This window comes from Pantoea sp. M_9, from assembly GCF_008631385.1.
GTDB lineage: Bacteria > Pseudomonadota > Gammaproteobacteria > Enterobacterales > Enterobacteriaceae > Pantoea > Pantoea eucrina.
Genome location: NZ_VWUF01000001.1, coordinates 132,111 through 151,358, shown reverse-complemented (window position 1 = coordinate 151,358; position 19,248 = coordinate 132,111). Strand labels below are relative to the sequence as shown.

General features: G+C 59.1%; 19 protein-coding genes. 7 read left to right on the top strand and 12 right to left on the bottom strand.

The window, feature by feature from the left end:
* Positions 1-18: 18 nt before the first annotated feature.
* Positions 19-1,251 carry a peptidase T gene (gene pepT, locus F3I15_RS00625; protein ID WP_094110915.1) on the bottom strand — a complete coding sequence of 411 codons (1,233 nt, stop codon included), beginning with the start codon at positions 1,249-1,251 and terminating at the stop codon, positions 19-21.
* Positions 1,252-1,375: 124 nt separating this feature from the next.
* Here pepT and F3I15_RS00620 point away from each other — a divergent pair, with 124 nt between their 5' ends.
* A complete protein-coding gene (locus tag F3I15_RS00620; RefSeq protein WP_190314895.1) occupies positions 1,376-2,962 on the top strand; it encodes an ABC transporter substrate-binding protein in 1,587 nt (528 codons plus the stop codon).
* On the opposite strand, the gene F3I15_RS00615 is transcribed toward F3I15_RS00620, so the two are convergent.
* Positions 2,952-3,866 carry a LysR family transcriptional regulator gene (locus tag F3I15_RS00615; protein ID WP_150016166.1) on the bottom strand — a complete coding sequence of 305 codons (915 nt, stop codon included), beginning with the start codon at positions 3,864-3,866 and terminating at the stop codon, positions 2,952-2,954. The two genes, F3I15_RS00620 and F3I15_RS00615, sit on opposite strands and share 11 nt — an antisense overlap.
* Positions 3,867-4,011: 145 nt before the next feature.
* On the opposite strand from F3I15_RS00615, the gene F3I15_RS00610 reads away from it, so the two are divergent.
* Positions 4,012-5,433, top strand: coding sequence for a M20 family metallopeptidase (locus F3I15_RS00610; protein WP_150016165.1), 1,422 nt, complete (start codon positions 4,012-4,014; stop codon positions 5,431-5,433).
* Entirely contained in the window at positions 5,430-6,704 is a 1,275-nt protein-coding gene (locus F3I15_RS00605) for an MFS transporter (RefSeq protein WP_150016164.1), read from the top strand. The genes F3I15_RS00610 and F3I15_RS00605 overlap by 4 nt, the downstream gene beginning before the upstream one ends.
* Positions 6,705-6,743: 39 nt before the next feature.
* Here the strand turns inward: F3I15_RS00605 and F3I15_RS00600 are convergent, their stop codons facing one another.
* The 5 genes from F3I15_RS00600 to F3I15_RS00580 form a co-directional block, all read right to left on the bottom strand.
* On the bottom strand, positions 6,744-6,842 hold the full coding sequence (locus F3I15_RS00600) for a YoaK family small membrane protein (RefSeq protein WP_139239671.1): 99 nt from the start codon (positions 6,840-6,842) through the stop codon (positions 6,744-6,746).
* A gap of 11 nt (positions 6,843-6,853) precedes the next feature.
* On the bottom strand, positions 6,854-7,177 hold the full coding sequence (locus F3I15_RS00595) for a hypothetical protein (RefSeq protein ID WP_039384405.1): 324 nt from the start codon (positions 7,175-7,177) through the stop codon (positions 6,854-6,856).
* 117 nt (positions 7,178-7,294) lie between these two features.
* Positions 7,295-8,479, bottom strand: coding sequence for a sugar transporter (locus F3I15_RS00590; RefSeq protein WP_150016163.1), 1,185 nt, complete (start codon positions 8,477-8,479; stop codon positions 7,295-7,297).
* Between the two features lie 242 nt (positions 8,480-8,721).
* Entirely contained in the window at positions 8,722-8,973 is a 252-nt protein-coding gene (locus tag F3I15_RS00585) for a hypothetical protein (protein ID WP_150016162.1), read from the bottom strand.
* Positions 8,974-9,122: 149 nt separating this feature from the next.
* Positions 9,123-10,346, bottom strand: coding sequence for an MFS transporter (locus tag F3I15_RS00580; RefSeq protein WP_370513323.1), 1,224 nt, complete (start codon positions 10,344-10,346; stop codon positions 9,123-9,125).
* A 110-nt stretch (positions 10,347-10,456) separates the two neighbouring features.
* Between F3I15_RS00580 and F3I15_RS00575 the strand changes: the two genes are divergently transcribed.
* The 3 genes from F3I15_RS00575 to bioD all read left to right on the top strand — a co-directional run bounded on the left by F3I15_RS00575 (position 10,457) and on the right by bioD (position 13,519).
* Complete coding sequence (locus F3I15_RS00575; RefSeq protein ID WP_150016160.1) at positions 10,457-11,353, top strand: LysR family transcriptional regulator; 897 nt, start codon at positions 10,457-10,459, stop codon at positions 11,351-11,353.
* A gap of 135 nt (positions 11,354-11,488) precedes the next feature.
* Positions 11,489-12,706, top strand: coding sequence for an ROK family transcriptional regulator (locus tag F3I15_RS00570; RefSeq protein ID WP_150016159.1), 1,218 nt, complete (start codon positions 11,489-11,491; stop codon positions 12,704-12,706).
* Positions 12,707-12,814: 108 nt separating this feature from the next.
* A complete protein-coding gene (bioD, locus tag F3I15_RS00565; RefSeq protein WP_150016158.1) occupies positions 12,815-13,519 on the top strand; it encodes a dethiobiotin synthase in 705 nt (234 codons plus the stop codon).
* A gap of 70 nt (positions 13,520-13,589) precedes the next feature.
* On the opposite strand, the gene osmV is transcribed toward bioD, so the two are convergent.
* The 4 genes from osmV to F3I15_RS00545 are packed head-to-tail and all read right to left on the bottom strand — an operon-like array spanning position 13,590 to position 17,044.
* Positions 13,590-14,726 (bottom strand): osmoprotectant ABC transporter ATP-binding protein OsmV, encoded by a 1,137-nt coding sequence (gene osmV / locus F3I15_RS00560; RefSeq protein ID WP_150016157.1) that lies wholly within the window; start codon positions 14,724-14,726, stop codon positions 13,590-13,592.
* Positions 14,726-15,373, bottom strand: a complete 648-nt coding sequence (gene osmW, locus F3I15_RS00555) for an osmoprotectant ABC transporter permease OsmW (protein WP_039384394.1) — start codon at positions 15,371-15,373, stop codon at positions 14,726-14,728. The genes osmV and osmW overlap by 1 nt, the downstream gene beginning before the upstream one ends.
* Before the next feature lie 9 nt (positions 15,374-15,382).
* Positions 15,383-16,309, bottom strand: a complete 927-nt coding sequence (locus F3I15_RS00550) for a glycine betaine ABC transporter substrate-binding protein (RefSeq protein ID WP_150016156.1) — start codon at positions 16,307-16,309, stop codon at positions 15,383-15,385.
* Between the two features lie 18 nt (positions 16,310-16,327).
* Positions 16,328-17,044, bottom strand: coding sequence for an ABC transporter permease (locus F3I15_RS00545; RefSeq protein WP_150016155.1), 717 nt, complete (start codon positions 17,042-17,044; stop codon positions 16,328-16,330).
* A gap of 357 nt (positions 17,045-17,401) precedes the next feature.
* Here F3I15_RS00545 and F3I15_RS00540 point away from each other — a divergent pair, with 357 nt between their 5' ends.
* Complete coding sequence (locus F3I15_RS00540; protein WP_150016154.1) at positions 17,402-18,862, top strand: MDR family MFS transporter; 1,461 nt, start codon at positions 17,402-17,404, stop codon at positions 18,860-18,862.
* Between the two features lie 44 nt (positions 18,863-18,906).
* Here F3I15_RS00540 and F3I15_RS00535 read toward each other — a convergent pair whose 3' ends face one another.
* Positions 18,907-19,203, bottom strand: a complete 297-nt coding sequence (locus F3I15_RS00535) for a DUF1161 domain-containing protein (protein WP_150016153.1) — start codon at positions 19,201-19,203, stop codon at positions 18,907-18,909.
* Positions 19,204-19,248 lie beyond the last annotated feature (45 nt).

Here is a 19,248-nt window from a genome sequence, read left to right as displayed (position 1 = left end):
CGCAATGCCTGCCCTCTGTCAGGCCGGTCTGGCAGCCAGCGCGCAGAGCGCTTCTGCAACCTGATACGACTTCACAAACGACGGGATCGGCAGAAACTCAAAGCGCGAATGAAAATTGTGCGCGCCGGTAAAAAAGTTAGGCGTCAGCAGACCTTTCGCTGACAGCGCAGAGCCATCGGTGCCACCGCGCATCGGGATCACTTTCGGCGTCACGCCAGCCTGCGCCAGCGCGGCAAACAGCAGATCGATGGCGCGGCGATCTTCACCAATCGCATTGCTGATATTGCTGTAAACGTCGCCGATTGTCAGCGCCACCTTGCCGGTGGGATAGCGGGCGGCAATCTGTTCGGCAACCGTTGCCAGCTGCTGTTTCTTCGCGGCAAAACCCTGCAGATCGAAATCACGAATGGAGGCTTTCAGCACCGCCTGACTGGCGTTCGCCTGCATCTCGTTAAACCAGATATAGCCTTCGCGGCCCTCGGTCTGTTCCGGCGTCGCCTGACGGTCAAAACAGCTGATAAAATCATGCGCCATCAGCAGCGGATTGACCAGCACCCCTTTCCCTGACATCGGATGCGCCGGCACGCCGCTAAACACCAGCTCAGCGCTGGCGCCATTGAAGCATTCATAGACCACCTCTCCCAGCTCACAGCAGTCGATGGTCCAGGCGAAATCGACGTTAAAGCGCCGCTCAAGATCCAGCGCTTTAGCACCGCGCAGCCCAATCTCTTCGTCCGGTACAAACGCGACCACGACGTCGCCATGCGCACCCTGCAGATTCGCCATGAGCGTCATTACTACGCTGACCGCAGCTTTGTTATCCGCACCCAGCACGCTGGTGCCGTCGCTGAAAATAATCTCCTGACCGCGGTAAGGCAGGATCTCCGGATGTTCCGCCACGCGCAGCCAGATTTGCTGCTCAGCATTAAGACAGAGGTCGTCGCCGGTAAAGGTCAGCGTCTGCGGATGGATATCGGGCGAGAGGCCAACGTCCACGGTATCGATATGGGTAATAAAACCGATACGGGGTGCGCCAGGCGTGTTGCCGGGCTTAACGGCGGTTACGGTAGCGTGCTGGTCAATCTCGACCTGCTGCAGCCCCAGGTCGCGCAGCTCCTGTGCCAGCAGCGCAGCCATCTCATGCTGAGAGGGCGTACTGGGCAGGGTGGTGGACTTTGCATCACTCTGGCTGGAGACCGCCAGATAACGATAAAACCGCCGGGTCAGTTCCCGGGCAAGCTGGTCTGTCATCACAATTCCTTATCAGTAAGGGTCCGCAGGTGATACGCCTGGCGGTGAAAACATGTTATCAATGAAATAAATAGCGATGCAGACCAACATAAGTCAATAAAAAGCGAGAAACAGTATGAAAATGATGATGAGCAAACTGGCGTTAAGCCTGCTGGGCGTGGCTGTGGCGGGCAGCGTATCCGCGAAGACGCTGGTTTACTGTTCTGAAGGCTCCCCGGAAAACTTTAACCCGCAGCTTTACACCTCCGGCACCAGCGTGGATGCCAGCGCCGTACCGCTGTTTGACCGGCTGGTGGATTTCCGTCCCGGCACGACCGATTTACAGCCTGCGCTGGCAGAACGCTGGGAGATCAGCCCCGATGGCAGGGTTTACACCTTCCATCTGCGTAAAGGTGTCAAATTCCACAGCAATAAACTCTTCACGCCGGGACGCGACTTCAATGCGGATGACGTGATTTTTTCTTTTATGCGGCAGATGGATGCAAAAAATCCCTATCACACTGTATCCGGCGGCAACTACGCGAACTTTGAGAGCCTGGAGCTGGCAAAACTCATCACCGCTATTGACCGGGTAGATGATCACACCGTGCGTATCACGCTGGCGCACCCGGAAGCGCCTTTTCTCGCCGATCTGGCGTGGTATTTCGCCTCCATTCACTCCGCCGAGTATGCGGACAAAATGCTGAAGGCGGGCACGCCGGAAAAGGTTGATATGCAGCCGATTGGCACCGGCCCGTTTGAGCTGGTGCAGTATCAGAAAGACTCGCGCATTCTGTATAAGGCGTTCCCGGCTTACTGGCAGGGCAAAGCAAAACTGGATCGGCTGATATTCTCGATCACGCCGGACGCCTCGGTGCGACTGGCGAAGCTGGAGAAAAATGAGTGCCAGGTTATGCCATTCCCGAATCCGGCCGATCTCGACAAGATGCGCAACAATCCCGATCTGACGCTGGAGCAGAAGTCGGGCCTGAACACTGGGTTTCTCTCGTTTAACACCACCAAAGCGCCGCTGGATAATGTGAAGGTGCGCCAGGCGCTGGCGATGGCCATCAATAAACAGGCGATTATTGACGCCATCTTCAAAGGCACCGGCACGGTAGCGAAAAACATTCTGCCGCCTGGCGTCTGGAGTGCGGATCAGCAGCTGAAAGATTACGCCTGGGATCCGCAACAGGCCAAAGCGCTGCTGCAGGAGGCGGGCATTAAACCCGGTACCGAAATTGCACTCTGGGCGATGCCGGTGCAGCGCCCCTATAATCCCAACGCGCGCCGGATGGCTGAGATGATTCAGGCGGACTGGGCGCAGGTGGGCATTAAAGCCAGCATCGTCAGCTATGAGTGGGGCGAATACCTTAAGCGGGTCAAGGCCGGCGAACATCAGGCGGCGCTGATGGGCTGGACCACCGCCACCGGCGATCCGGATAACTTCTTTGGTCCGCTCTACAGCTGCACGTCAGCGAATGGTGGCTCCAACTCGTCAAAGTGGTGCTATCAGCCGTTTGAGAAAATCATTACCGCCGCGCGCGCCGAGCAGGATCATGATCGGCGCGTTGCGCTCTATCAGGAAGCGCAGCAGATGATGCATGACCAGATGCCAGCGGTCATGATTGCACACTCCACTATTTTTGAACCGGTGCGCAAGTCGGTCAGCGGCTATCAGGTCGATCCGTTTGGCAAGCACAACTTCTATCCGGTCGATATTAAGCAGTAAGCGCAGGATCGTCTGCGCTCAGCTGCTGCTGCAGGAACGCGAGGAACAAGGTCAGGGCGGCGCTGCGGGGCCGCCCTGACTGCGCCTGCAGCTGGAGCGTACGCTGGCTGAGCTGTTCGATATTAATGCTCCGCAGGGCGAGCTGATGCCGTCCGGTCTGGCCGCGTACGGTAAAGGCGCTGCAGATGGTCACCGCCTGCGGCGTCTGCAGCAGAAAGTTAAACAGCGCCGAGAAGTTGTCGCAGGTTAACACCGGCTCAATCAGCTGGCCGCTCATGTGGCTCGCCAGTTCAAACAGCTGGCGCACGGTTGTATTTTGCTGCGGCAGCGCCAGCGGATAGTGGCTGAGCTGCGCCAGCGTAATAGCGGACGCTGCGGCCAGCGGGTGCTGCTGCTGCATCAGGAGCAGCACCGGCGCAGGCCAGGAGCCGATAACCTCCACTCCCTGTTCAGCACGCAGGCTGAACTGCAGCGCAATATCGCACGCGCCCTGACGCAGCTGCTCTGCCACACCCTGTGCGTCTGCCACCTGTACCTCAAACAGCGTGGCCGGGTGGTTAGCGCGAAAAGCGGCGATCAGCGCCGGCAGCAGGCTGAACGCCAGACCATCGGTGCACGCCACGCGGATCAGCGTGCGGCGCATCGCACGTAATCCGTTGATTTCCGCCAGGGCATACGCCATATCGAGCTGCGTTTTTCGCGCGTGATGCGCAAAGATTTCCCCCGCCTCCGTCAGCACCATCCCGCGCGCGTGGCGCTGAAACAGCGGCGTGCCGACCTGCGTCTCCAGCCGCTGTATCTGACGACTGATAGCGGAAACGGCCACGTAGAGCTGCGCGCTGGCCGCGCTGAGCGAACCTTCCCGGGCAACTACCAGAAAATAGCGAAGTTCAGTGCTTAACATCGACGTGCCTCATGATAGTGCATGCCTCAGAAACGGGCAGGGAAGCTTTGCTGTGAAAGCAAAGCATACTCGATAAATTGATCATTGTGGCAAAGCAGTGATTTCGTAACTATGTCAGCACAATAACGCAAACAGAGATGCAAACATGACACGAGATCGGGCGATATCAGCCGCGCTGCGCTACTTCGACAGCGGTGAGTTTCAGCAGCTGCTGGCGAGACGCGTGGCGCTGCGTACGGAGAGTCAGCGGCCGGATCGCGCGCCGCAGCTGGCGCATTACCTGCGCGAGGAGATTGGCCCGCAGCTGAGCGCGCTCGGTTTTGAGCTGCACTTTATTGCCAACCCGCTGGCGGATAAGCCGCCGTTCCTGGTTGCCATCCGTATGGAGGCGGCGACGCTGCCCACGCTGCTGAGCTATGGTCACGGCGATGTGGTCTTTGGTGACGATGAAAACTGGCGCGCCGATCTGGATCCGTGGCAGCTGACGGCAGAGGGCGATCGCTGGTATGCGCGCGGCAGCGCGGATAATAAAGGCCAGCACTGCATAAATCTGGCGGCGCTGGAGCAGGTCTGGCACGCGCGGGGCGGCCGGCTCGGCTTTAACTGCAAGCTGCTGTTTGAAATGGGTGAGGAGATCAGCTCGCCGGGCCTGGCGGAACTCTGCCGGGAACAGGCGGCGCTGCTGAAGGCCGATCTCTTTATCGCGTCAGACGGACCGCGCGTCAGCGCCCCCCGTCCGACGCTGTTTCTCGGCTCACGCGGCGCGGTGAATTTTCGTCTCACCATCAACGCGCGCGACAACGCCTGTCACTCCGGTAACTGGGGCGGCCTGTTGAGTAATCCCGGTACCCGGCTGGCCCATGCCATCGCAGCCCTGATAAGCGCCCGCGGTGAGCTACAGGTCACCGCGCTGAAGCCTGATTCGCTGACGCCAGAAGTGCGTGCGATCCTGAGCAGCATCCGCGTGGGCGGCATGCCGGGCGATCCTGCGCTTGCCTGCGACTGGGGGGAGCCGGGGCTGACGCCAGCCGAGCGCCTTTATGGCTGGAACACGCTGGAAGTGCTGACCTTTATCACCGGTAACCCGGCTCGCCCGATGAATGCTATCCCCGCCAGCGCCACGGCGGTATGTCAGCTGCGCTTTGTAGTGGGAACCGACTGGCAGCGGCTGGGCGAGCACGTCGCCGCTCACCTTGCCGCCGCAGGCTTTACCGACGTTAAGGTTGAGGTGCTGCACGGATCGCCGGCAACGCGTTTTGATCCGACCGATCCGCTGGTGGAGTGGGTCATGCATACCATGACGGCGCTGTGTGAGCAGCCCCCGGCGCTGCTGCCGAACCTGGGCGGATCGCTGCCAAATGATGTGTTTGCGGACATTCTGGGATTACCGACGCTCTGGGTGCCGCACTCCTATCCGGCCTGCGGGCAGCATGGCGTCAATGAGCATCTGCTGACGCCGGTGGCGCGCGAAGGGCTGCAGATCATGACCGCGCTGCTGTGGGATCTGGGCGAGCGGGGTGACGCGCTTATTGCCCGGCATCGAGCCAGAGCAGGAGGTGCACAATGAGCAGCCTGAACCCGACCGTCACGCTCGCGGGGAGTAAACCTGCGTTGCATAAAACGCTGTTTGCCACCTGCATCGGCAACGCCCTGGAGTGGTTTGATATTGCGGTATATGGCTTTTTTGCCAGCTATATTGCCCACGCGTTTTTCCCGGTCAGCGATCCGGCGGTCTCGCTGCTGCTGACCTTTGGCAGTTTTGGCGTTTCGTTTCTGATCCGCCCGCTGGGGGCAATCGTGCTGGGTAACTACGCCGATCGCCACGGACGCAAGCGGGCGCTGCTGCTCTCAATCAATCTGATGATGCTGGGCGGGGCAATCATCACTTTTATGCCGGGCTATGCGCACATCGGGCTGCTGGCGCCGCTGCTGATTCTGGTGGCGCGGCTGATTCAGGGATTTTCAGCCGGCGGCGAGTTTGGCAGCTCGACGGCCTTTCTGGTAGAGCACTATCCCGAGCGCAAAGCCTTTATCGCCAGCTGGCAGTTCGCGACCCAGGGAGCCAGTACGCTGATGGCCTCTGCGTTTGGACTGGGGCTGACGCAGCTGCTGAGCGAAAGTGAAATGCAGGCGTGGGGCTGGCGCATTCCGTTTGCCTTTGGGCTGCTGATTGGTCCGCTGGGTCTCTATATCCGCCGCCATGTGCACGAACCCGCAAGCTTTGCCGACCGTCCGCCGGAGCCTGCGCCACTGAAGCGTTTGTTCGGGCGCCAGAAGCAGCTGATGCTGCTGGCGATTGGCCTGATGGTGATCTCGACGGCGGTTAACTACATGCTGAACTATGTGCCAACCTGGGCGACCAAAAATCTGCACCTTTCAGGCAGCGCGGCCTTTACCGCTACGCTGCTGGGCGGGGTGATCCTGACGCTGGTGACGCCGCTGATGGGCCTGTGGGCGGAGCGCGTTGGCCGGGCACCGCTGATGTGGGGATCGCTGATACTGTTAATGGTTACCATCTGGCCGGCGTTCCGGCTGTTAGCGAACCATACCACGCCGGTGACGCTGATTCTGCTGGTCTGCTGGATGGCGCTGCTGAAGTCGGTCTACTTCTCCGTGGTGCCATCAGTGATGGCCGATCTCTTTCCGATGGGCACGCGCGCCAGCGGCATGGCGATCAGCTATAACGTCGCCGTTACCCTCTTTGGCGGCTTCGCGCCCCTGATTTGCACGCTGCTGATTAGCTGGACGGGAAGCAGCCTGGCACCGGGCTATTATCTGATGGCGATGTCGCTGCTGAGCGGTGCGGCGTTGCTCTTTAGCCAGAAGCATATCCGTTAAGGCGCTGACGCCGGCTGCTGCAGCCGCAGCGGTGCCGCTTTACGACCCCGGCACCGCTGCGCCGCTGGCGATGAACCAGGCCAGAAACGTTACGCCGGCAACAATAATGGCAATGGGAAACAGCAAACCAATCTTCATAGCAATCCTTATTAAGCGAGCCTGAGCAGCGCGCGATGCGTTTTCATCATGCTGAACAGTTCAAACTGCGTGGCATCCGCGATCTGCCGCAGGCGATCGCCTTTATGGTAGTCGATGTGCTGAATCTGCCCGAGCTGACGCCACACCACAATAGCGGAGGCGAGCAGCGCACAGTTCTCTTCGCTCTGCAGGCACTCAACCGTTGCGTAGCGGGTTTCATCCAGTGTATTGATAAAAACGCTCAGCGCAGCGGCTGGCACAATCGCCCGGATATCCTCAAGCATGACGTGGCTGACGGCGCGCGACAGAATCAGCGTTACTCGTTTACTGTTCATAACGGTCCCTGCGGAGAGAGTCAGTGCGATTATAAAGGGCAAAACGGAGAGGATGCGAGGCGTAATACAAAAAGCGGGATCCGGCAGCGTGCATCCCTGCAGCTGCCGGTCGGTCAGTCAGCCATTAGAGCGTAACTGCGGATAGCGGCGGAAAATCGCCACGCACCAGAACAGCGAGAAAAGCCCTATCAGCGCCCCGACGTTGCCCACGTCTGAGAGCTGCAGATGCTGGCTGACCTGGCTGCCGAGCAGTGCGCCCGCTCCGATACCGATATTATAAATACCGGAGAAGAGCGACATCGCCACATCGGTGGCATCCGGAGCCAGTGACAGCACGCGAACCTGCATCGCCAGGCCGATCATCATCATCGCCATGCCCCAGATAATACAGAGGGTGATAATGGCGGTCGGGCGCACCGCTGCAAAAATCAGCAGTCCCATACAGAGCGTAATCAGCGCAATAGCAGCGATTAACAGCGCAGACGGGAAACGGTTACCCAGCGTACTGAACAGAATGCTGCCGAGAATGCCCGCAGAGCCGAACAGCAGCAGCAGCAGGGTGGTAAAATTGGCATCCGCGTTCGCCACCACCTGCATAAAGGGCTCAATATAGCTATAAGCGGTGTAGTGCGCCGTGACCACCAGCGTCACCAGCAGATACATCGTCACCAGCGCCGGACGGCGGAACAGCATGGGCACGCTGCTGAGCGAGCCGGTGTGCTCGCTTGGCAGACGCGGTAATACGCGCACCAGCAGGATCATCAGCACCAGCGCCGAGAGGCCAATCATGCCAAACGTGGTGCGCCAGCCGAGATACTGCCCGATTACGCGCCCGATAGGCACCCCCAGAACCATGGCCAGTGCGGTTCCGGTGGCAAGCATACTCAGCGCCTGCGTTTTCTTACCCGCCGGTGCCACGCGAATAGCCAGCGAGGCAGTGATCGACCAGAACACGGCGTGTGAGAGTGCAATCCCGATACGCGACACCACCAGTGAGCGGAAGTCCCAGGCAAACGCTGAGAGCACGTGGCTGCCGGTAAAGAGAATAAACAGCACCGCCAGCAGCAGACGCCGCTCAACGTTGCGCGTCAGCAGCATCAGCGGCAGCGACAGCAGCGCCACCACCCAGGCATAAATAGTGAGCATGATCCCCACATCTGCCGTTTTCATCGTAAAGCTTGCTGCAATATCAGAAAGCAGGCCGACCGGGACAAATTCAGTGGTATTAAAGACAAACGCCGCAATGGCCAGCAGGACAACGCGTAGCCAGGCTGTTTTACGGGAAACGGTAGAAGTTTGCATGAAATTCAAATTAGTCAGACAGCAGGTTAACGGGAGCAGAGACGCCTCAAAGGTGATCTGCGTCACAAATTACCTCTATTGTGGCTGATGAACCGGCAGATGGAAACCTGCTAAGAGTTTTTTATTCCTCTGTTTATTACCGGCATCAGCTGCTGTCTGGGAAAAGCGCGGGATTCAGGGCTGACAGAGTGGCGACCTAACCCTTTTTATAATAGTGTGACTTCAGACCAGGATTATCAGAGTCACACCATATGTTTCAGGGCCACGCTATTGCAGGGGGTCAGGTTTTTTTTTACGCCCACCGGGCAGCAGTGCTCACAGCCCATGGCGCCCGGATAGAATTTACGCGCCTGCTGGATCGCCGCGTTCGCAGCATAAAAGGTGCCAAGAAAGCGTCGCGCCGCGTCGGCAGGCAGGAACGGACAGCCTTTAGCGTGCACCACATGATTATTGTTATACCCGGCATGTTTATCAACATAGTAAAAAAGCGCCATTAACCACCTCATTGCTGAAAAAAAAAACGTCTGACTATTATTGGAATAGAAAAGATTATAACGATGAATTGCAGTTTTGTTTCAGGTGGACCTGGGGAAAGGTGGCGAAAGCGGAGCGTCGGGGCGCTCCGCCTGGCTAAAAGCGCGGGTCAGAGGCGGCGGCGCAGCAGCAGAAAACCGGTGAGCAGTGCCAGCAGCAGCAGCAGCGTAATAAACAACGTGACGCCCGGCCAGCCGTAACTATGCCAGAACAGGCCGCCCGCCGTACCGGCCAGGCTGGATCCGGCATAGTAGCTGAAGAGATAGAGCGAAGAGGCCTGGCCCCGGGCGCGCCGGGCGCGCGTGCCCACCCAGCCGCTGGCAACGGCGTGGGCGGCAAAAAAACCGGCGGTAAAGAGCAGCATGCCGGGAACGATCAGCCACAGGGTGGTGGCCAGCGTCAGCAGCAGTCCGGCCAGCATAATAGCGATAGCGCTCAGCATCACCGGCGCGCGCCCAAAGCGGCCGGTCAGGGCACCCGCTTTTGGCGAACTCCATGAGCCGGTAAGATAGACCAGCGACAGTAATCCTACTGTCGCCTGGCTGAGCGTCCACGGCGCACTCATCAGCCTATAGCCAATATAGTTAAACAGGGTGACAAACGCGCCCATCAGCAGAAAGGCCTCGGCAAACAGCAGCGGCAGCCCGCTATCGCGCCAGTGCAGGCGGAAGTTGATCAGCAGATGGCGCGGGCGGAGCGAGGCGGGGCGGAAGTGACGCGAGGCGGGCAGGATTTTCCAGAACATCAGCGCCGCCGCCAGCGAGCAGCAGCCGGTGACGCCAATGGCGATGCGCCAGGAAAAGAGATCGGTGATCACCCCGGTGAGCAGACGGCCGCTCATGCCGCCAATAGAGTTACCGCTGATATAGAGTCCCATCGAAAAAGCCACCACCCGGGGATGCATCTCTTCGCTCAGATAGGTCATGCCGACGGCGGCCACGCCGCTGAGCGACAGGCCGATCAGCGCACGCATCAGCAGAATGGCGTGCCAGCTCTGCATCATCGCCGACAGCAGCGTACACAGCGCCCCCAGCATCAGCGCCGTTACCATCACCGGTTTACGGCCAATAGCGTCAGAAAGCGGACCGGTAACCAGCAGCCCCAGCGCCATCAATCCGGTAGAGAGCGAGAGCGAGATGCTGCTTTGCGCCGGCGTGATGCCAAACTGCTGCGACAGCACCGGCAGAATAGGCTGAACGCAGTAGAGCAGAGCAAAAGTGGCAAGGCCGGCAGAAAACAGCGCCAGCGTCACCGGCAGGAACTGCGGTGAGCCGCGCCCGATGCGGGACGGGGTGGCGTCAGCAGTGACGTCGATAGGGTTGCGCCATATCAGCGAGGTAAGGCGGCTCACAGTATATCCTTAATGAGAGAGAGTGACTTACTGTAGAAAGGCGTTAATGAGATGTACAATATATTAATCCTCTCAACTGATATGTTGTAAATATGGCTATCGAGTTGCGTCACCTGCGCTATTTCATTGCTGTCGCTGAGGAGCTGCATTTTGGCCGCGCGGCGCGGCGCCTCAATATTTCTCAGCCGCCGCTCAGCCAGCAGATCCAGCAGCTGGAGCAGAGCATTCAGGCCCGGCTGCTGGTGCGTACCAATCGCAGCGTACAGCTGACGCCGGCCGGTGCCGCTTTTCTGCAGGATGCGCGCGCTATTCTGCTGCAGGTAAGCCAGAGCGCTGAGCGGGCGGCACGCATTCATCAGGGGCAGCAGGGCGAACTGCGCATCGGTTTTACCTCATCAGCCCCGTTTACCGGACTGGTTTCCGATGCGCTGTTTCGTTTTCGTCAGCGCTGGCCGGAAGTGCATATTCATATGCAGGAGCACAACACCCGCCAGCAGCTGACGCCGCTGCTTGATGGCCAGCTCGATCTGGGTGTGATGCGCAATACGCCGCTGCCGCCAGATCTGCGTTACCAGCTGCTGCTGCGGGAGCCGCTGTACGCGGTGATGCACCGCGATCATCCGCTGGCGCAGCACCGCAGCCTCTCCGTTCGCGCCCTGACCGGGGAGCCATTTATCTTCTTTGACGCGCAGAGCGGTACGGCGCTCTACGGCGACATTCTGGCCCTGCTGCATCGCTATCACGTCAGCCCGGTTATCACGCAGGAGGCGGGCGAGGCGATGACGATTCTGGGACTGGTGGCGACCGGGCTGGGGATCTCGGTATTGCCCGCTGCGTTTGCCCGGGCGCGGCTGGCCGACCTGATCTGGATCCCGCTGGAGGAGCAGGATGCGCGCTCAGAAGTCTGGCTCGTCTGGTCAGCGCTGCGGGAACCCACCGCCCAGATGCGCAACATGCAGGCGCTGATGCTGGAAAACGCTGAAATCTGACGCAATCCGGGCAGACAGAGCCTATCAATCTGTGCGACCAGTCACATTTTCAGCCAAATAGTTAACGCTCTCCGGCAAAGTGCCTCACCATAGCGAATGTTTATTTAGAAGCGCGAAAATATCCGGGAGCAGGGTGTGAATCGGGAGAGTCAGCCTGGTCATATTGACCACATCAAACAGACTAACGCAGGCGTAGTCTACCGTCTGATTGACCAGCATGGGCCGATATCACGTATTGAACTCTCCAGGCGGGCGCAGCTGGCACCCGCCAGCATCACTAAAATTGTACGCGAAATGCTCGATGCGCATCTGGTGCAGGAAACGGAGTTTCAGGAGCCTGGCAGCCGTGGTCGTCCGGCAATTGGTCTCGTGCTCGATACGCTGGCGTGGCACTATCTGGCGATACGTATCCAGCCCGGCGCAATCACGCTGACGCTGCGCGATTTAAGCAGTCGCGCCCTGGAAGAGGATCGCCTGCCGCTGCCCGTGACGTCTGACGTGCCGCTGCTGCAGAATCTGCAGACGCTGGTGGATGCGTTCTTTATCCGGCATCAGCAGCGGCTTGAGCGTCTGACAGCTATCGCTATCACTGCCCCTGGTCTTATCAACGCCGCCTCCGGCGTGGTTCATCGCATGCCGGGCTATGATGTAGAGGATATGCCGCTGGGCGAAACGCTGGCGCAGCGCTCCGGCCTGCCGGTGTTTGTGCAGCATGACATCTCAGCGTGGACGCTGGCAGAGGCGCAGTCTGGCGCGTCGCGCGGCGCGCAGGATGTTATTCAGATTGTGATCGATGAGACCGTAGGCGCCGGCGTCATCAGTGGCGGTCAGCTGCTGCATAAAAGCGGCCGTGCGCTGGTGGAGATAGGGCATACCCAGATCGATCCCTGGGGCCAGCAGTGCTATTGCGGTAATCACGGCTGCCTGGAGACCGTGGCCAGCACCGCCAGTCTGCTGCAGCTGGCGCAGCAGCGGCTGGCGCTGCAGCCTGACAGCCAGCTGCATCAGCAGCCGCTGACGCTGGAAAACCTCTGCCGCGCTGCGCAGCAGGGTGACCGGCTGGCGCACGATGCAATTGCCGGCGTGGGGCATCACGTCGGGCGTATGCTGGCGATGATGGTGAATATTTTCAACCCGCAAAAAATTCTTATCGGTTCGCCGCTCAATCAGGCTGCAGACGTACTTTTTCCCGCCATAAACAGCACTATCCGGCAGCAGGCACTGCCCGCTTACAGCCGCGATCTGGAGCTGGTGCCTGCGTTGATGCGCGATCCCGGTACGCTGGGGGCGGCAGCGCTGATCAAAGACGCCCTCTATAACGGTCATCTGCTGATTAAACTGCTGCAGGGATAACTCCAGCCCGCCTTAAGTTTGCGCTAACGCAAGCATCGGGCGGCGTCAATTACCTACACTGCCTTCTTCGCAGGCTATCCATGCTGCTTACTGGAAGGAGTGGAACAGGTGAAAACGCTATTTGTCACAGGTACCGATACCGGAGCAGGAAAAACAGTGGTTGCATGCGCGCTGCTGCAATTGCTGGCACAGGCAAACATCTGCGCCGCAGGTTTTAAACCTGTGGCAAAAGAGGCGCGTGCCACGCCGGAAGGATTGCGCAACCGCGATGCAGAACTGCTGCAGCAGGCGTCAGGGCTGACGCTCAGCTATCCGGCGGTGAATCCGGTTATTCTGACCGGCGATGCGTCCGGACCAGGGGCCCGGCAGCATATCGACTACGCGCTGCTGGATCGTCATCTGGCCGATCTGCAGGCGCAGGCGGGATATGTGATTGTGGAGGGCACAGGCGGCTGGCGCAGCCTGATAAACGATCGGCAGCCGCTCGCCGGCTGGGTACAGCAGCAGCAGCTGCCGGTCGTGCTGGTCGTGGGGATAAAAACGGGGTGTATTAATCATGCGCTGCTGACGGCGGAGGCGATTGCGCACGATGGCCTGACGCTGGCAGGCTGGGTCGCAAACCGCATCAATCCGGGCCTGGCGCACTATGCGGAGATTGTCAGCGTGCTGCGCGACCGGCTTGCCGCGCCGCTGCTGGGAGAGCTGCCTTATCTGCCGCGCGCTGAGCAGCGCGATCTCACGCGCTATATCGATCCTGACGCGTTAACCGGGCCGGCGTTTTCCTTTACCAGGGCGCAACGCGCGGCCGGCTGACCCGCAGCTGTCAGCCTGTCAGAACACGATTAACGAGCCACGCGTGCGCCGCTTCAGGCGCACGCAGCGTTCAGGGGTTCAGACGACGGCGGGTCCGCCCGGAACTGAGATAATCCGCGATGTAATCCTGCGAAATTTCGCCGCTGTAGCGCCCATCTTCATCGACAATCGGCATCCAGACGGTATTGTGCTCATACAGTTTTGACAGCACCACGCGCAGGTTCTCTTCAGCTTTGCCGGTGACGCGAAAGTGGTGCAGCAGCTCTCCGCACTGGCCGGCAGCGCCGCGCGCCTCGCGCCGCTTCACAAATCCGAGCGGCCTGCCATCCTCATCGACCACCGTAACGGAACGCATATCGTTGTCATCCATAGTGGCAAAGGCCTCCATAAGCGGCGTGCTGCGGCGTACGGTAATGGTGGGCTGCTGGTCAGTAACGTCACCCGCCTGTACCAGCAGCAGGCGCTTAAGGGTGCGATCCTGCCCGACAAAGGAGCCGACAAAGTCATTGGCAGGTTTTGCCAGCAGCTCATCCGGGCTGGCGCACTGCACGATTTTTCCCTGACCAAACACCGCAATGCGATCGCCGAGCTTCAGCGCTTCATCAATATCGTGGCTGACCAGCATGACCGTTTTTTTCAGCTGTCGCTGCATCTCCAGAAACTCGTTCTGGATCGCTTCGCGGTTTATCGGGTCGACGGCGCCAAACGGCTCATCCATCAGCAATACCGGTGGATCGGCGGCCAGGGCGCGGATAACGCCGATACGCTGCTGCTGACCACCGGACATTTCGCGCGGATAGCGATGCAAAAATTTAGTCGGGTCCAGCGCCACCATGCTCATCAGCTCCGTAGCCCGTTCACGGCAGCGCTTTTTATCCCAGCCCAGCATACGCGGCACCACCGTGATATTCTCCTCAATCGTCATGTTCGGAAACAGGCCAATCTGCTGGATCACATAGCCGATGTTGCGGCGCAGCGTTACCGTATCCTGGCCGCTGGTATCCTCTCCGTTGATATAAATCCGGCCGCCGCTGGCCGGTATCAGCCGGTTAATCATCTTCAGCGTGGTGGTTTTGCCACAGCCGGAAGGGCCGAGCAGCACGCACATTTCGCCTGCCGGTACATCCAGACTGACGTTATCTACTGCGTTAAAGGCCGCGCCACTCTTCTGGGTAAAAGTTTTCGTCAGGTTTTCCAGTTTAATCATTAGCGAATCCCCCTCGGGGTCAGTGCCAGCTGCAGCCGGTGCAGCAGCCAGTCAAGAAAGATAGCCAGCAGACATATCATCAGCGCGCCGGCAATAAGCATGCGTACATCGCTTCCGCCGATGCCATCCAGCAGCTGCAATCCGAGACCGCCTGCACCGATAACGGCGGCGATCGCCATGACGCCGACGTTCATCACCACCGCCGTGCGGATGCCGCCAAAAATCACCGGCAGCGCCATCGGGATCTCTACCCAGCGCAGCCGCTGCCAGAACGTCATACCGATGCCGCGTCCCGCTTCGCGCAGCCCGGAGGGCAGGTTCTCCAGCGCCGTATGGGTGTTACGCACAATAGGCAGCAGCGAATAGAGAAACACTGCCGTGATGGCGGGCAGGGCGCCGATGCCCTGGCCGATCTGCGAAAACAGCGGGATCATCAGCCCGAACAGCGCGATGGTGGGGATGGTCAGTACAATAGTGGCGACGCCCAGCACCGGCGTCGCCAGCCACTTAAAGCGGACAATTAAAATGCCGAGCGGTACGCCAGCCAGGATGGCAAAACCCACCGCCACCAGCACCAGCCAGGTGTGCTGCCAGGTCAGACCCAGCAGCATCTGCCAGTTATCAGTGATGTAATACAGGGTATCCATGGTGTCTCCTTACAGCATGTTGCGCGACTGGAGGAAATCGCGTGCAACCTGAGCGGGTGACTGATGATCGATATCCACCCGCTTGTTCATTTGTGAAATAGCGTCATCAGTAATCAACGCTGAGAGCTGATTCAGCGCTTTCTCCAGGCCCGGATGTGCAGCGAGCACCTCTTTACGTACCACTGGCGTGACGTTGTAACTGGGGAAAAAGTGCTTATCATCTTTTAATACCAGCAGGTCAAAGCCTTTGACCCGGCCATCGGTGGTATAGATCAGGCCTGCGTCCACAAACCCGTCACGGACCGCGTTATAGACCAGGCCGGGATCCATCTGGCGGATTTGCGGGCGATCGAGCGGTAGCTGATAAACGTTTTGCAGCGGCTTCAGGCCATCGGAGCGACCAGCAAACTCCAGGTCGAGTCCCAGCCGCCAGTTATGCTCCGGATCGCTGGCGCGCACCTGCTTCATTCTGCTGACCAGCTGCGACAGGGTGGTAATACCCTCCTGCTCTGCGCGACGACGCTGCATGGCGAAGGCGTAGGTGTTGTTCATCGGTGCCGGTTCAAGCCAGACCAGGCCCAGTTTTGCATCCAGCTTTTTTACTGTTTCCCACGCCTGTTCAGGGGACATGGGCTTACTGATGTGGTTGAAAATAATGAGCGAGGTGCCGGTATATTCCCATGTCATATCGATCTGTTTATTGATCATGGCATTACGGCTGATGGTGGTCGCAATATTGGTCTTAGGGACGATCGTAAACCCGTTTTTCTGCAGCCATAAAACGGTCAGGGCAGACAAAATATGCTGCTCTGTAAAGCTTTTGGTTGAGAGCGTAACGGGCGCAGCCGCCAGCGCTGACTGATTAAGCAGTAGCGCAGCGCTCAGGGCCAGCACAGCGCCGCGCAGCCGGTGGAAAAACAGTCTGGTGGGGGTCATCAGAACGTGCTCCATGAGTTAAGTTGCAGCGTGTGGCGAAAGAATGCGGCCCAGCGCGGCCAGCAGCATATCCAGGATCAGCGCAATCAGCGCGGTGGCGGCCGCACCCAGAATCAGCGTCGGGAAATCGTTCAGATAGATCCCGGGGAAAATCAGCTCGCCGTAGCTGCTGGCGCCTATTAAAAAGGCCAGCGGCGCGGTGCCGACGTTAATCGCGGTGGCGATGCGCACACCGGCTAATATCACCGGCAGCGCGTCCGGCAGCTCAACCCGGCGCAGCCGCTGCAGGCGGGTCATGCCAATGCCTTTAGCCGCCTCAGTCAGCGCCGGCGGAACCGCGCACAGGCCGGCATAGGTATTGCGCACAATGGGCAGCAGCGAGGCGAGAAACAGCGCAATCAGCGCCGGTCGCTCACCGATGCCTACGACGACCATGGCCAGCGCCAGCACGGCCAGAGGCGGGAGAGTATTGCCGACGTTGAATATCTGCATAACATATTCCGCCTGACGTCGCGCAAAAGGGCGGCTCAGCACAATCCCGGCAGGGATCCCCACCAGCAGGGCGCAGAGCATGGACCAGAAAACCAGCCAGAGATGCTGCTGGCCAAGATAGATCAGATCGGTCTGGCGGGCGCGCAGCGTATCCGGACCAATGCCCCAGATCAGAAGCGCAACGAGTACCATAAGAGTGAGAAGAGCCAATCCGGTGCGCCGGATCAGCGATGCGTGAGGCATAACCGTTTTCTCCCTGAATAAACAAACTATCAGCTATGATTGCTCTGCTGAGCGGCAGGATAAGGGGCCGCTTTCGATAGCAAAATTTTATGGTTAAAGTGTGTGTTGCCTGCGTTAACCCTGCATAAATTCACAGATAATTAACCTGATGGCTAAAAGTCTATAGCAATCTCTGATCGGCAAAGCCAGCATTTAACGCAAAAAACAGCTGACAGAACGTGGTCAAAACTGTCTGCAGCCCGCACCGGGTACGGGATGGTATGACAATAAAAAAAATTCATCGAAAAAGGTTACCCTGTCACATAAGCACGGACTGTGTGGCGGGATAAGAGAGAGTAAAATAGTATAAGGAGCGTTATGTCAGAGCACGCTGAAGTTTTGCGCAGCCATCGTCCATGGATCCTGTTTGCCTGTATGCTGGCCATGTTTATGGCCGCGATTGAGGTGACGATTGTGGCGACGGCGATGCCTACGATCATTGCCGATCTGGGTGGCTTTGCGCAGTTTGGCTGGGTATTTTCTATTTATCTCCTGACGCAGGCGGTCAGCGTGCCGCTTTATGGCCGTTTAGCTGATATATGGGGACGTAAGCGGCTCTTTTTTGTCGGGGTATCGCTGTTTTTGTTCGGCTCAGTGCTGTGTGGCTTTGCTCATACCATGACGTGGCTCATTCTGTTCCGCGCGTTTCAGGGGCTGGGAGCGGGTGCCATTATGCCGCTGACGACCACCATTGTGGCGGATATCTACTCCCCGCGTGAACGCGCCACCGTTCAGGGCTGGCTCTCCAGCGTCTGGGGCGTGGCGGCAATTATCGGGCCGCTTAGCGGAGCGTGGCTGGTGCAGCACTTCAGCTGGGCGGTGATCTTTTGGGTCAACGTACCGATAGGGCTGATCTCCATGCTGCTGCTGGCGCGTTTCCTGCCCGCCCGCCCGGTCTCCGCAGCGGGTGCGCTGAATATTACCGGCAGCTGCTGGCTGATGATCAGCGTCACTGCGCTGCTGGTGGCGCTGCTGCAGGCGGAAGTGCTCGGCTACTGGCTGCTGCCGTTTCTGCTGCTGGCAGGCGTGGCAGGCTGGCGTCTCAAACGGCACGAACAGCAGACGGCGGCACCGCTTTTCCCGCTTGCGCTGTGGCGCAGCCGTCTGATTGTGGCAGGCAACGCCGGTAATCTGATTATCGGCGCCACCATGATGGGCATCAGCGCGTTTCTGCCCACCTGGATCCAGGGAATTACCGGCGGTACGCCGCTGCAGGCGGGCAGCGCGCTGGCGATGATGTCCATTGGCTGGCCGATTGCCAGTACGCTCAGCGGTCGCCTGATGCTTGTGACCTCCTATCGCTTTACCGCTCAGCTTGGCGCACTGTTACTGATCGCCGGCAGCGCACTGCTGCTGCTGCTCCACGCGGAAAGTTCCGTGCTGCAGGCGGGCTTTACGGCCTTTGTTATCGGCACCGGCATGGGCATGACCAGCACCACGTTTCTGGTCTCCGTGCAGAACCATGCGCAGTATGAGATCCGCGGTATCTGTACCGCCTCTATTATGTTCAGCCGGATGCTCGGTTCAGCGCTGGGAACCGCACTGATGGGGGCGGTTTTAAACATCAATCTGGCGCAGCGGCTGCCGCAGGCGGAGGACCCGATGCAAAAAATTATGTCGCCGGAGAGCCGGGAGGCGCTGCCAGTTGCAGAACTGCAGCTCTGGACGACCCAGATTGCCGCATCGCTGCACTGGGTATTTATCGTGGCTTTGCTGATCGCGCTGCTGACGGTGTGGATCGCCTGGCTTATGCCGCGTCAGCGACCGGAGATGGAATAGACGAGAAGAAGCGGGGCAGCAGCGGCGGCTGCCCCGGTTGCAGGTTACTGCGCTGACATATCCTGAGAGCTGCCGGCGCCGTCAGGTGCGCTACCCTCCGCATCCCGCATATTCTTTTTATAAACAATTTTTTGCGTATCGTTTTCACAGTGGCCGACCACCTGACCACCCGCCTGATCGGCCTGATCGTTCGGCACGATATCCAGCGTAAAATCTGACTCCGCCACGCCATTACTGACAATTTTTTTACTGATATCGGCGCGAACGCTGTCGCAGGAGGCCTGAGCCATCAGCGGCAGCGTCATCACACCCAGCAGCAGTACCAGAGAACCCTTTTTCATCGCAAACTCCTTGTTGACTGTTTCTCTGAACACTATAGCAGCAGC

What these genes read in the sequence shown, in the direction of transcription:
- pepT (WP_094110915.1), bottom strand. Translation starts at nt 1,251, where the DNA reads ATGACAGACCAGCTTGCCCGGGAACTGACCCGGCGGTTTTATCGTTAT.
- F3I15_RS00620 (WP_190314895.1), top strand. Translation starts at nt 1,376, where the DNA reads ATGATGAGCAAACTGGCGTTAAGCCTGCTGGGCGTGGCTGTGGCGGGC.
- F3I15_RS00615 (WP_150016166.1), bottom strand. Translation starts at nt 3,866, where the DNA reads ATGTTAAGCACTGAACTTCGCTATTTTCTGGTAGTTGCCCGGGAAGGT.
- F3I15_RS00610 (WP_150016165.1), top strand. Translation starts at nt 4,012, where the DNA reads ATGACACGAGATCGGGCGATATCAGCCGCGCTGCGCTACTTCGACAGC.
- F3I15_RS00605 (WP_150016164.1), top strand. Translation starts at nt 5,430, where the DNA reads ATGAGCAGCCTGAACCCGACCGTCACGCTCGCGGGGAGTAAACCTGCG.
- F3I15_RS00600 (WP_139239671.1), bottom strand. Translation starts at nt 6,842, where the DNA reads ATGAAGATTGGTTTGCTGTTTCCCATTGCCATTATTGTTGCCGGCGTA.
- F3I15_RS00595 (WP_039384405.1), bottom strand. Translation starts at nt 7,177, where the DNA reads ATGAACAGTAAACGAGTAACGCTGATTCTGTCGCGCGCCGTCAGCCAC.
- F3I15_RS00590 (WP_150016163.1), bottom strand. Translation starts at nt 8,479, where the DNA reads ATGCAAACTTCTACCGTTTCCCGTAAAACAGCCTGGCTACGCGTTGTC.
- F3I15_RS00585 (WP_150016162.1), bottom strand. Translation starts at nt 8,973, where the DNA reads ATGGCGCTTTTTTACTATGTTGATAAACATGCCGGGTATAACAATAAT.
- F3I15_RS00575 (WP_150016160.1), top strand. Translation starts at nt 10,457, where the DNA reads ATGGCTATCGAGTTGCGTCACCTGCGCTATTTCATTGCTGTCGCTGAG.
- osmV (WP_150016157.1), bottom strand. Translation starts at nt 14,726, where the DNA reads ATGATTAAACTGGAAAACCTGACGAAAACTTTTACCCAGAAGAGTGGC.
- osmW (WP_039384394.1), bottom strand. Translation starts at nt 15,373, where the DNA reads ATGGATACCCTGTATTACATCACTGATAACTGGCAGATGCTGCTGGGT.
- F3I15_RS00550 (WP_150016156.1), bottom strand. Translation starts at nt 16,309, where the DNA reads ATGACCCCCACCAGACTGTTTTTCCACCGGCTGCGCGGCGCTGTGCTG.
- F3I15_RS00545 (WP_150016155.1), bottom strand. Translation starts at nt 17,044, where the DNA reads ATGCCTCACGCATCGCTGATCCGGCGCACCGGATTGGCTCTTCTCACT.
- F3I15_RS00540 (WP_150016154.1), top strand. Translation starts at nt 17,402, where the DNA reads ATGTCAGAGCACGCTGAAGTTTTGCGCAGCCATCGTCCATGGATCCTG.
- F3I15_RS00535 (WP_150016153.1), bottom strand. Translation starts at nt 19,203, where the DNA reads ATGAAAAAGGGTTCTCTGGTACTGCTGCTGGGTGTGATGACGCTGCCG.